General features: G+C 64.4%; 8 protein-coding genes. 4 read left to right on the plus strand and 4 right to left on the minus strand.

What is annotated here, in order from left to right; genetic code table 11:
• Positions 1 to 646: 646 nt before the first annotated feature.
• Complete coding sequence (gene mobF, locus CJ197_RS14390; RefSeq protein ID WP_102237429.1) at positions 647 to 4,174, plus strand: MobF family relaxase; 3,528 nt, start codon at positions 647 to 649, stop codon at positions 4,172 to 4,174.
• Here mobF and CJ197_RS14395 read toward each other — a convergent pair.
• The gene (locus CJ197_RS14395; RefSeq protein WP_146007793.1) at positions 4,171 to 4,608 is read right to left on the minus strand and encodes a hypothetical protein; all 438 of its coding nucleotides are present in this window, start codon (positions 4,606 to 4,608) and stop codon (positions 4,171 to 4,173) included. The two genes, mobF and CJ197_RS14395, sit on opposite strands and share 4 nt — an antisense overlap.
• 39 nt (positions 4,609 to 4,647) lie before the next feature.
• Here CJ197_RS14395 and CJ197_RS14400 point away from each other — a divergent pair, with 39 nt between their 5' ends.
• The gene (locus CJ197_RS14400; protein ID WP_102237424.1) at positions 4,648 to 5,229 is read left to right on the plus strand and encodes a TetR/AcrR family transcriptional regulator; all 582 of its coding nucleotides are present in this window, start codon (positions 4,648 to 4,650) and stop codon (positions 5,227 to 5,229) included.
• Positions 5,230 to 5,355: 126 nt separating this feature from the next.
• Here the strand turns inward: CJ197_RS14400 and CJ197_RS14405 are convergent, their stop codons facing one another.
• A complete protein-coding gene (locus tag CJ197_RS14405; protein WP_102237425.1) occupies positions 5,356 to 6,348 on the minus strand; it encodes a DNA-processing protein DprA in 993 nt (330 codons plus the stop codon).
• A 69-nt stretch (positions 6,349 to 6,417) separates the two neighbouring features.
• On the minus strand, positions 6,418 to 6,762 hold the full coding sequence (locus CJ197_RS14410) for a sulfate permease (protein WP_102237430.1): 345 nt from the start codon (positions 6,760 to 6,762) through the stop codon (positions 6,418 to 6,420).
• 168 nt (positions 6,763 to 6,930) lie between these two features.
• Here CJ197_RS14410 and CJ197_RS14415 point away from each other — a divergent pair, with 168 nt between their 5' ends.
• Entirely contained in the window at positions 6,931 to 8,184 is a 1,254-nt protein-coding gene (locus CJ197_RS14415) for an IS256 family transposase (protein ID WP_233191010.1), read from the plus strand.
• A 158-nt stretch (positions 8,185 to 8,342) separates the two neighbouring features.
• On the opposite strand, the gene CJ197_RS14420 is transcribed toward CJ197_RS14415, so the two are convergent.
• Positions 8,343 to 8,675: a DUF3024 domain-containing protein gene (locus CJ197_RS14420; RefSeq protein WP_102237427.1), complete on the minus strand. Its 333-nt coding sequence runs from the start codon at positions 8,673 to 8,675 to the stop codon at positions 8,343 to 8,345.
• 648 nt (positions 8,676 to 9,323) lie between these two features.
• On the opposite strand from CJ197_RS14420, the gene CJ197_RS14425 reads away from it, so the two are divergent.
• Positions 9,324 to 12,095 carry an ATP-dependent RecD-like DNA helicase gene (locus tag CJ197_RS14425; protein ID WP_102237428.1) on the plus strand — a complete coding sequence of 924 codons (2,772 nt, stop codon included), beginning with the start codon at positions 9,324 to 9,326 and terminating at the stop codon, positions 12,093 to 12,095.
• Positions 12,096 to 12,349 lie beyond the last annotated feature (254 nt).

The raw sequence follows: 12,349 nt of genomic DNA on the forward strand, positions 1-12,349 counted from the left end.
CCCGCGCCATCCGCACACTCCACCGATCAGACCCCCGCCGACCGGGGGTGTTGCTTCGACGCTATGACACCACCCACTGCCGGTAAGCGTCTCAATATCCCCTCTCTGCTCAAAGACGCGGAAATCCATATCGATGCTGGCAAGAACGAATCCCGAGCTACCCACGGTCGCAGAGCCTCGGCAACATCGAGACTCACTCCGTGAGAGACCTCGACAGAGACGCCACGCCTCTTGCAGATCGAGGTTTGCTTAGATCGCCGGGCCGGTACTCTGACTGTGCGACGTACTGAACGTCGCACCCAAAAGGAGGTGGTCGGCATGCCGACGCTTTCTCTGCTGGACGACGCCTGCGGCAGGTGGGAGTCGTAAAACGCTCGTGGAGGGGCCGTAGGTCCGTGGATAACCTCACGGCTGGAACCCTGAGAAGCGAGAAGCGCATCGCGGCGTAGCCACGTGGCGCATTCCATCCTGGCAACGGGGTGGCGTTCCCGAGACTTCGGCGGACGGCAAAACCTCCAGAGTGCGAAAAGATCCAGGAGGTTGGCGGCGACGCCGCCGAGGGGGTGGCCGCAACGGCCACCCCCTCTCTCACATCCAGGACGCGAGCACCTTTCCGCGAGAGGGGTGGTTCGGCGTGACGGTGTCGATGCGGGTGATGTCGGCTGGTGATGGTTACAAATATCTGCTGCGCACTGTGGCGGCTGGTGATGGTGACCGGTCGCTGTCGACTCCATTGACCCGTTACTACGCCGAGGCTGGCACCCCGCCGGGGCGTTGGCTCGGTTCCGGCGTCACCGGCCTGGGGCATGGTGAACTTGCCCCTGGTGCGCAGGTGTCGGAGGCGCAGCTTCAGTTGCTGGTGGGGATGGGGCGGGATCCGATTACTGGTGTGCCGTTGGGGCGGGCGTATCCGGTGTACAGCTCGAGGGCGGAGCGGGTCGCGGACCGTGTCGCGCAGCTGGACCCTGCCCTGGGGGCGGTGGAGCGGGGGCGGGTCGTTGCGCAGATTGAGGCGGAGGAGGCTGCGCGGGGGTCGCGGCGTGCGGTGGCGGGGTTTGATTTCACGTTCAGTGTGCCGAAGTCGGCGTCGGTGTTGTGGGCGGTTGCGGACGCGGGGACGCAGGCGTTGATTGCGCAAGCCCATCATGAGGCGGTTGCGGCGGTGGTTGCGTTCATGGAGCGCGAGGTTGCAGCCACCCGCACGGGTGCAACTGCTGGGGATGGCGCGGTTGCACAGGTCGACGTCACCGGTTTGATCGCGACGGCGTTTGATCACTTCGATTCCCGCGCCGGGGACCCGCACTTGCATACGCATGTGGTGATCAGCAACAAGGCCCGCACGGTGTTGGATGGGAAGTGGCGGAGTCTGGATGGGCGTCCGATGCATGCCGCGGTGGTCGCGTTGTCGGAGCTGCACGAGGCCGTGTTCGCCGATCACATGACCCGCACGTTCGGCGTGAGCTGGGAGCCGCGGGAGATGGGCCGTGACCGGAACCCGTCATGGGCGATCACCGACGTCCCCGAGGAACTGGTGGCGGAGTTCTCGACCCGCTCCCGGCACATCAACGAGGCGACCGACGCGCTGATTGCTGACTACGTGACCCAGCACGGCAAACGCCCGTCGCCGGCGACCATCATGAAACTGCGCGCCCAGGCCACGCTCGCGACCCGCCCAGAGAAGCAGGTCCGATCCTTGGCGGAGCTAACAGCCGAGTGGCGCACCCGCGCCAGTCAGCAGCTCGGCACGGATGCCACCGCGTGGGCGCGGAGCGTCACGGCGGGGGAGCGGCAGTTGCTGTTGCGGGCTGATGATGTGCCGTTGGATCTGATCGGGCAGGTGGGGCGGTCGGTGGTTGAGGTGGTTGGTGAGAAGCGTTCGACGTGGCGGCGCTGGAACCTGATGGCCGAAGCCGCGCGCCAGACGATGGGGTGGCGGTTCGCCACCGTCGAGGACCGCGAAGTCATCACCGCCATGGTTGCTGACGCCGCCGAACAGGCGTCCCTGCGCCTGACCCCACCCGAGCTCGTGACCAGTCCGGTGGAGTTCCGCCGTCCCGATGGCACCTCGGTGTTTCGGCCCAAGCACTCGACCGAGTTCTCCTCCGACACCCTCCTCGCGGCAGAGGACCGCCTCCTGCAACGGGCCCGCACCACCACCGGCCCGAGCATCGACCTCGCCACCGTCGAGACCATCACGAGCAAGCCCGATGCCGAGGGGCGGGTGCTCGGTCCCGACCAGGCGTCAGCTTTGGCGTCGGTCGCGGTGTCGGGCCGGGTGGTGGATGTGTTGGTGGGGCCGGCGGGGGCCGGGAAGACGACCGCGATGAACGCCTTGCGCCGGGCGTGGGAGGCCTCGCATGGTGCTGGGTCGGTGGTGGGGCTGGCGCCGTCGGCGGTGGCGGCGCAGGTGCTGGCCGATGATCTGGGGATCGCCACGGAGAACACGGCGAAGTGGTGGACCACCCACCAACACACCGGCGCCAGCTTCAAGGCCGGGCAGCTGGTCATCATCGACGAATCCTCCCTCGCCGGCACCCTGTCCTTGGACCGGATCACGCAGGCAGCTGAGGAGGCGGGGGCGAAGGTGCTGTTGGTCGGTGACTATGCCCAGCTCCAGTCCGTGGACGCTGGTGGTGCGTTCAGTCTGTTGATCCACGACCGCGACGATGCTCCCGAGCTGGTCGATGTCCACCGCTTCACCCACGCTTGGGAGAAGACCGCGTCCCTGGAGTTGCGGCACGGCCGCACCCCGGTCATCGACACCTACCTCGACCACCATCGCATCCACGACGGCGACGCCGAGGCCATGGCCGATGCCGCCTACACCGCCTGGCGCCACGACCGGCAGCAGGGGTTGGTGTCGGTGCTGATCGCCGAAACCCGCGAGAACGTCACCGCCCTCAACGTCCGCGCCCGCGCCGACCTCATCCTGGACGGCACACTGAAGCCCGGCCCCGAAATCACCCTGTCCGACGGGTCCATGGCGGGCGTGGGGGACACGATCATCACCCGCCACAACGACCGGCGGCTACGGAACCGGCACGGCTGGATCCGCAACGGCCAAACCTGGACCATCGCCGCCGTGCGCGGCGATGGTTCGGTCACGATCCGCCCACCCGGGGCCCGGTTCGGCAACAGCATCGTCGTGCCCGCCGACTACGTGGCCGAGCACGTCGACCTCGGCTACGCCGTCACCGCCCACCGCGCCCAAGGCCTCACCACCGACACCGCCCACGTCCTCGTCGAACCCACCACCACCAGGGAGAACCTGTATGTCGCGATGACGCGCGGACGGGAATCGAATCAGGCCTACGTCATCCTCGACCGCCCTGACGATCACGCCACGGCGCATCCGGGCGACAATCCCGACGCCACCGCCCGCACGGTCCTCTACGGCGTGCTCCAACACAGCGGTGCTGAGCTGTCGGCGCACGAGACCATCACCGCCGAGCAGGACCGGTGGGGCTCGATCGCCCAACTCGCCGCCGAATACGAAACCATCGCCGCCGCAGCCCAACACGACCGCTGGACCACCCTCGTCACCACCAGCGGCCTCACTACCGATCAAGCGCAAGCCGTCATCGACTCCGACGCTTTCGGCGCCCTGACTGCGGAACTGCGCCGGGCGGAAGCCAACCACCACAACGTCGACACCCTCCTGCCACGCCTCATCAAGGCGCGCAGGTTCGCCGACGCCGACGACATCGCCTCCGTCATCCACCACCGCCTCGCCAACGCCACCACCCGACCCGCCGGATCCGGCCGCACCCGCCAGGCCCCGCGTCTCATCGCCGGCCTGATTCCCGAAGCCACCGGCCCCATGACCCCCGACATGCAACAAGCCCTGACCGAGCGCCGCCACCTCATCGAAACCCGAGCAGAAGCCGTCCTTGACACCGCCCTCCACACGCAAGAACCCTGGACCACAGCACTCGGTCCGATACCCGCCGGCGGGCGGGAACGGCGGCAATGGCGACGCCGCGCCCTGGTTGTAGCCGCCTACCGGGACCGGTACCAGATCACCGACCCGGCCCCGCTCGGCGCCCAACCGGAAGGCACGGCGCAGAAGATCGACCGCGCCCGAGCCGAAACAGCACTACGAACGCTGGCCCGCCCGACCATCCACGACGAGCGCCGGCGCCCCGCACCGCAGGCGTCTCGCCAATTGGTCTAGCGGGCGTCTGGGGCACGTTGCGCGCAGAGGTGGGGTGCGATCAGGAGGAGGCCGTAGGCGAGGACGAGGAAAAACGCGACCGGGCCTTGCTGGTTCCCTGAAAGCGTCGGGTACTGACCGGCGGCGGCTCCGTACACGATGGCATCCAGTAGGAGCCCGGTTGCTGAGATCGTGGTACCGAACAGCAGCCGGAGCATCAACGAATCATCGCGGCGCTTACGGAACAACAGGTAGCCGACCATGGCGACACCGAGAGCGAGCAGACCGAACACGATGATCACCGGTACGCCACTCCAGGCCCCGGCGTCAGGGACGAGGACTGTACCTGCCGTGACAAGCAGCCCGGTGGCGATCACCCAGATCACGACGCCATACCCAACGGCAACGAGCACGTCGCGCCGGCTGAGCAGTGGGGGAGGAGCGGTAGGCGGCATGCGACCATATTACTGAAACGACTGTGGTAAGAATAGGGTGTGGCTCGCCCAAAGAACCCTCAGCGCACCAGTGACCTGCTTGACGCCTCAGCTCAGGTGCTGCAGGCGCGCGGTATCGCCGGTGTCACCCTGCGGCCACTCGCTGCGGAGTTGGGAGTCTCGCCGCGAACGCTGCTGTATCACTTCGGCAGCAAGGAAAAGCTGATCACCCAGGCCATCCGGCACCTCCGCCACCAGCAACCCACACTCGCGAAGGCACTTGCTCCAGACCAACAGCCCAGTCCGGGCGCCGTGACCCTTGGTGATGTGGTCAGGTGCATGTGGGAGGAGCAGAAGCAGGAGCAAGCGCGGCCCTTCCTCGCGCTGTACTTCGAACTCGCCGCCCTAGCCATCCGCGACCCCGACACGTACGGAACCATGCTCCACGAACTCGACCACGAGTGGACCGACGCGATCACCAGTCATCTACAGACCCGCGGCCTTGATGCGCACGAGGCTGCTTCGCGGATGAAAATGCTGATGATCCGGTACCGCGGGGCACTGCACTACGGGCTCGTCACAGGAGACTGGGACGCCGCTGACGCGGCGATACACGCTGCCGTCGGCGCTACTGACGTGTGAACGCCCAGGAATATCTGCCCGTAGCTGTGGCCGTGGCGCGGGCCCGCGGAGGGGGCTTGTTGATGGCCCTCATGTTCTCGGGGGTTCGAGGCCGGGGCGCCTGGTCGATGTCGCTACGCGTCGGCACTACATCGAGCGGCCGGGCGACTCGGATACCGGTGCGTTGCGCCGTTGGAAATCGGCAGACAGTTCCGCCCGTTCCTGGAGATGCTGAGGCGGAAGGTGCTCGACGTCGTTCGCCGAGGCCACCAGCCGGGCAGTTCCTGCGCGGAGAAGCTCGTGGGTGCCAATACTCGACACGCTCGTAACCGGCCCGGGCACCGCTGCGACATCACGACCCAAGCGATGCGCTTCTCGGGCCACGCCCAAGGCTCCTGATCGTGCGGCCGCTTCGACGATCACCGTTGTGCCAGACAAGGCAGCAAGCAGCCGATTGCGAGCTAGGAAGCGATGCCGCGTCGGCACAGCCCCGGGAGGCAGCTCGCTCACCAGGGCACCGACATCAGCGACCTGGTTCAGCAGGTCGTGATGCCCGCGAGGGTAGAGCCGGTCCACGCCTCCGGCCAGCACCGCGATCGTGTCACCACCAGCAGCCAACGCTCCACGATGCACTGCACCCTCGACCCCAAAAGCACCACCAGCGACCAACAGGCGCTCCCGACTCGCCAGATCACCAGCCAACTCGCTGGCGACCCGCTCACCATAAGACGTGGACGCACGAGAACCGGTCACGGTGACCAGGTCCTCCAACGGGCGCGCGAGGAACGACGTCGCGCCACGCACGAACAGAACATACGGGGCACGCTCCCCAAGATCATCCAAAGCCCGCGGCCACTCCACGTCACCCGCAATCAACGTGGCGAAGCCCCCGTTCTCGACCGTCCGCAACCGCTCACTGAGCCGCTCGACCTCCTGTGGAGAGAGCCGGTCACGCCACACCTGTGCATCCACCCGGCTCAGACCCGGAACTGCGGCATCACTGTCGAGCAGCCTCAGAGTCTCGACAGCACCCCGCTGCTGTAGCAGACGACCAGTCGTTGCATCGTCGGGCTCGGCCAACAACGACAGCACCACCCGGGCACGACGTTCATCAACACCAAGACCAGCAACACCAGACATGACGGCTCCTCCTCGACCGGACTTCGCCGAGAAGGTGCGCCAACGCAGCCCGCGAGCCTCGCGAGGCGGTCAGGCCGTCGGTGCTGGTGAACGCGACGGCAAGCGCCGCTCGCGACGCTCAGCAGCGCGGGCTCGCACCAACAACACCACGCTTACCGGGCCCATCACTAGGAACTTGAACGCGTTCCAAATGGACAGCAGCACCAGCAGGTGGAACCACCCCGGCGCACCGCGGTCGATGAGAATCGTCAGGATGTTCGCGACCCCGAGGTACGGGATGGCCAGCATCATCGCCGGGACGCCCCACTTCAGCCCGCGTCGCCTGCGGAGCTTGTCCAACACGATGTTGGTCGGCATGTAGCGGCGCAGGAAGTCACGCGTGTGGATGCTGACGATCCAGATCAGGCGAAACATGAGCACAGTCCTCTCCTCGTCTCCGGCGACAAGGAATCGAGAAGGACCGCTCCGGCCGAAGCCAGCTGGTCGTCCCGGGACTGTCTGACTAATGGTGTGTGAGGGTCCGGCCTGATCCGAAAGGAGATGGCCGTGGCTGACACGACCACTGTCGTTGTTGACGACGAGATGATTGATCCCGTGACCGGGGAGATCATCGATCAGAAGGAACTCGCAGAACGCTTGCTCGCGCAGGCGAAGGAGCAGGGCGTGAGCTTGACGGGGCCGGGCGGCCTGCTCAGCCAGCTCACGAAGAACGTCCTCGAGACCGCGCTGAATGCCGAGTTGACCGAGCACCTCGGCCACGAGCACGGCGGGACCCCAATCGGCGAGAACATGCGTAACGGGACGCGGGTCAAGACGGTGCTCACCGAGATCGGGCCCGTCGAGATCGAGGTGCCCAGAGACCGTGACGGCTCGTTCGAACCGGTGATCGTCCCGAAGAGGAAGCGCCGGCTGGACGGGGTCGATCAGATCGTGCTCTCGTTGACCGCGCGGGGGCTGACCACGGGTGAGATCGCCGCGCACTTCGACGAGGTCTATGGGGCGAAGGTCTCCAAGGACACGATCAGCCGGATCACCGAGAAGGTCACCGGGGAACTCGCCGAATGGTCGAGCAGGCCGCTGGATCCGCTCTACCCGGTGATCTTCGTCGACGCGATCGTCGTGAAGGTCCGTGACGGGCAGGTGAGGAACACCCCGTTCTATGTCGTGATGGGCGTCACCGTGAACGGGGAACGCGACATCCTCGGCATCTGGGCCGGTGATGGTCAGGAGGGTGCGAGGTTCTGGCTGCAGGTGTTCACCGAGCTGAAGAACCGGGGCGTCGAGGACGTGCTCATCGCGGTCTGTGACGGGCTGAAGGGTCTCCCGGAGGCGATCAACACGACTTGGGAGCAAACGGTGGTCCAGCAGTGCATCGTCCACCTGATCCGCAACAGCTTCCGCTACGCCGGGCGGCAACACCGCGACGCGATCGTCCGTTCCCTCAAACCTGTCTACACGGCCCCGTCGGAGCAAGCGGCAAAGGATCGGTTCGAGGAGTTCGCCGCCGAGTGGGGCGAGAGGTACCCGGCGATCGTGCATCTCTGGCGCAGTTCCTGGGCGGAGTTCGTGCCGTTCCTCGAGTACGACGTCGAGATCCGGCGGGTGATCTGCACCACCAACGCGATCGAGTCGATCAACGCCCGGTACAGGCGGGCCGTCCGGGCGCGCGGGCACTTCCCGAATGAGGCCGCCGCGATCAAGTGCCTGTATCTCGTCACGCGATCGCTTGACCCCACAGGTGGGGGCCGGGCACGCTGGGTGATGAGGTGGAAGCCCGCGCTGAACGCGTTCGCGATCACCTTCGCCGGACGGTTCGAGAAAACCACCCACGAATGAAAACCGCCGGATCCCACACACCGTTTACCGGACAGACCCGTCGTCCCACCACGTCCGGCGGTGGGTCACGCAGGTGGAGGCCGCCTACCCACAAGATACCGCCGTTGACGTTGCGTTGGAAGAGTCCCGGTGCTTGGTGACATGACCCGCTTGGGCTCTCACCCCCAGAAGATTGGATCCTGGTGGCTGCCGATGTAGTCGAGCAGTGACTGGACGTTCTTCGTCGGACGCTTGCGGGTGTACTCGTGGAACTTCATGTACCGGTCGCGCCAGTAGATGCTCCACTGCCCAGTCTTGACGGTATAGCGCAGGCGCGCGACCGGGAACCGTGTCCAGTCTCCCTGCCCGTCCCAGGGCGGCCTCGTCTCGATGATCGTGACGTGCCGGTCGGCAATCTCGGCTTCTACCCGCACTTGATCCCACAGGTGCTCGGGCACGCGTTCACGGCACCAGCGGCCGATGCGCAGCAGGTCGGTCTCGGGCATCGCCATACGTCCATTCTGCTATCCGAGCTCCTCGGTAGCCTCGAAGCTGTGGCGGCAGGGCAAGTCCATCGGGGAGCATCACGTTGCGGCGGAGCTGGCCCGAAGTAGCTCACGCTGGTGCGGACAGTGTGAAGGCAGTCCCATCCCCGCCGACCCGGATAACGGTCGGGTGGTCGAGATTCAGGTGAAGACGGCGCAAGGCTCCACCTGGCGATAGCTTCGCTGGCTCGACTCGAAGTCACAGGATCCAAGGTCAGCAGGAATAGTACGTCATGGCGGCCGTTCCGCATGACCCATGCCGTGCAGGAAGCTCCGTGGTGCCTCGTCCGCATGTCGTCCCAGAGGCGTGGGGCGAGCACATGAACCCGATCACCTGGTCACATCCGCGTGCCGCGAGGCATCCTCGCGGCACAGGCGCGATCATAGGCTTATGGCGATTCGGCGGTTCCAGGGAGCTTGCCGCTTGCGGCCGCAACGATGCCTACACAGGAGAGATCGACGTGGTCGCGGCGGAGAGTCGCGACCCGACAGCAGTTGCACGTCATATCTTGGCTCTGGAGGAGGCCGTCAAGTGAGGTCACGCCCCGCTGGCTGGAAGCGATCGCGATCGCTCAGCAAGCTAGTGCCCCAGTCCCTATCGGAAGGTCGCTCAGCATGGCAACGGTAGAACAGCAGGTTCTGGACTCGAGCAACGCGATCGACCAGAACATCTCGGCAATCACGACCGACCGTGGATTCTTGTCACAGAACCTGCTGCAATACTTGCGCCATCTGGTCGAGGGCTTGGTCGTCTATGCGCACGTCCCAGATCGGACGGTGACGTACAACTACCAGACGGAGTTTGATGCTGCTCGGGACGCAGTGAACGGTGATGCCCGCTATCGACTGTTGACGCGCTTCCACAGCCTGCTCCAGATCAGTGTCTCGCACTACACACTCGACCGGGACCCCTCAGAGCGCCTGATGCTCAAATACTACGAGTACCTGCTACGCACACGCGACCTCGCGAAGCAGCACCTCGGCCTGGACATCCTCCGGAATCTCGAGCAGTTTCCGCTTCACGAGGATCCGGCACTCCGCGCGTATTACGAGAAGATTGCTGGCCGGATTGAGGCATCGAAACACGACTTGCTGACCGGCAAGACCGAGCGTTACTACATCAACAGCTCTCGACCGTTCTTCATTGGCAACCGAATCTACTACGAGGTCACCTTCAGCCTGGCCCACAACCGGACGAGCAAGTTTGATCGGATCATCGGCTTCACCGACATTGATGTGAGCGACTACTACGCTGCACAACTCGAGCTTGCGAACGACTCAATCGACGTGCTCGGTCAGACGATGCCGATCATCATCGTGCGCGACTGGTCGGTGTCCATCCGACCGTGCGAGTTCGACAACTTCGCTCGACTCCTCGGACAGCAGACCACGGTGCAGTCGGGACACGTCGAGTACCGCAATCTGATGCGGTACCTAACGCTGACACGTCACAGTCTGCTCGACCTCCTTGACTCGTCAGACGAGGTGTACAACCAGGTGAAGACATGGGTCCTCACGAACGCTCAGCGAACGCCTCTAATCTTTCCTGCACTGGACGCGGCGAGGGCGATCATCGGGCACAACCGTCCAGGCACCCGACTCTTGCGCTACCTGATGCTCCGGATGAACAACCAAATCCTGAAGGCACAGTACGACGTTAATCAGTGCGGGTGGCTCTCGAACCTGAATGTCTCAAGCGGCTGCCGTCCGTTCGACACGATGCCGTACTGTACGTCGCCCCGGAAACACAACCCGAGGTTTGCTGACCTCGCGGCTAGCATCGATTCTTCGAACAGGAAGCACGAGCTACTTGCGCGACGGGTACGCGTCAACGTCGAGCAGCACGGCATGATCTACACACCCGAAGGCGACCTCGAAGACCTCGGGGACATCGACGACCTGATCAGGCGCCACAACGCCGCTCTTCCACCGACACCACGGCACGCCCCACGCAAACTCCAACGCGCCAACGGCCACGTGTTCATCGTCGGGTACGAGGACGGCACCGTAGAGATCATCGAGCAGCTCCAGAAGATCGCCTCGAATGGCATCGAGGACTACGCGGACGACGTCGCCGCATGGCTTGACGAAAACGCGAAACTTCCGGACGGTGACCCGCAGAAAGTTGACGATGAGATCAAGGCCGATGCCCTGCGGAAGCTCTTCTCCCACTCGAAGGTGGCCCTCATCTACGGAGCCGCAGGCACCGGCAAGTCCACGATGGTCAACCACATCGCGAACTACTTCGAGAGTGAGCGGAAGCTCTTCCTGGCACACACCAACCCGGCCGTCGATAACCTGAAGCGCCGCGTCGACGCTCCCAACAAACACTTCAGCACAATCTCGAAGCATGTGCGGGGCGACTGGGACACATCGGGTCATTTCGATATCGTCATCATCGATGAATGCAGTACGGTCAGCAACGCTGCATTCCTCGAGGTGCTCGCCAACACCGAATTCGATCTGCTGGTGCTGGTGGGTGATGTCTACCAGATCGAGTCCATCGAGTTCGGGAACTGGTTTGGCGCAATTCGCTCGTACATCCCACCAGAGTCAGTACACGAATTGACACACCCGTTCCGTACGACCGACGAGGAGCTCCTGACCCTCTGGGATCGCGTGCGTGACCTTGACGACCGGATCGAAGAGTCACTGTCGAAAAATGAGTACTCCAAAGAACTAGGGGAGTCGCTCTTCGCACGACACGGTGCCGACGAGATCGTGCTCTGTCTCAACTACGACGGATTGTACGGGATCAATAACGTTAACCGCTTCCTTCAGGCGAGCAACCCGAGCCCGGCCCACGTCTGGGGTGAGGCTGTTTACAAGGTTGGCGATCCGGTGCTCTTCAATGAGGCGGATCGCTTCCGCCCGCTGATCTTCAACAACATGAAGGGCAATATTGTTGGGATTAGCCAGGTGCCCGGGAAGATCACCTTCGACGTCGACCTTGGGCTCGAGCGTGAGGTGACAGCGATGGAGGCGATGCTCTTGAACCTCCGCGTCGTTGAAGACTCCGTGGTTCAGTTCGACGTCATCGAGCGCCCAGACACGGACGAGGACGATGACTCGACGACGACCATCGTGCCATTCCAGATTGCCTACGCGGTCTCGATCCACAAGGCGCAGGGTCTCGAGTTTGACTCGGTGAAGGTTGTTATCACGGAAGCCAACGAAGAGAACATCTCGCACAGCATCTTCTATACAGCGATTACCCGGGCTCGAAAGCATCTCGAGGTCTACTGGACGCCTGACACTCAGACTCGGATCCTAAGCCGACTGGAGGTTCGCGAGAACAAGAAGGACGAGAACCTGCTTCGGCGGCGTCGCGGCGTGGTTCCGGTAGTCAAGGTGCCCAAACGACAGAAGGTGCGTCAGAAACCGTAGCTGCCTGGATCGGATCACTGATGGACCTAGCGCTTGCCACCGGGTGCACACGAATCACGTTGCCCGGGCACCGTGCGGCAGCTAGCCGTGGCGAGTAGCTCGAAGTCCCGGTACGGTGGACCCATCCGTAGGGGTGTGCTTTCCATCTGGCGACGGGGGCGATGTCAAGGCGTCGAAGCAACATGGGGCTCGCCGGCGAGCAGTCGAGCGAATGCCTCGGTGGGCGTGAGATAGCCCAGTCGGCGGCGGGGTCG

The organism is Brachybacterium sp. UMB0905 (genome assembly GCF_002871795.1).
Taxonomy (GTDB): domain Bacteria; phylum Actinomycetota; class Actinomycetes; order Actinomycetales; family Dermabacteraceae; genus Brachybacterium.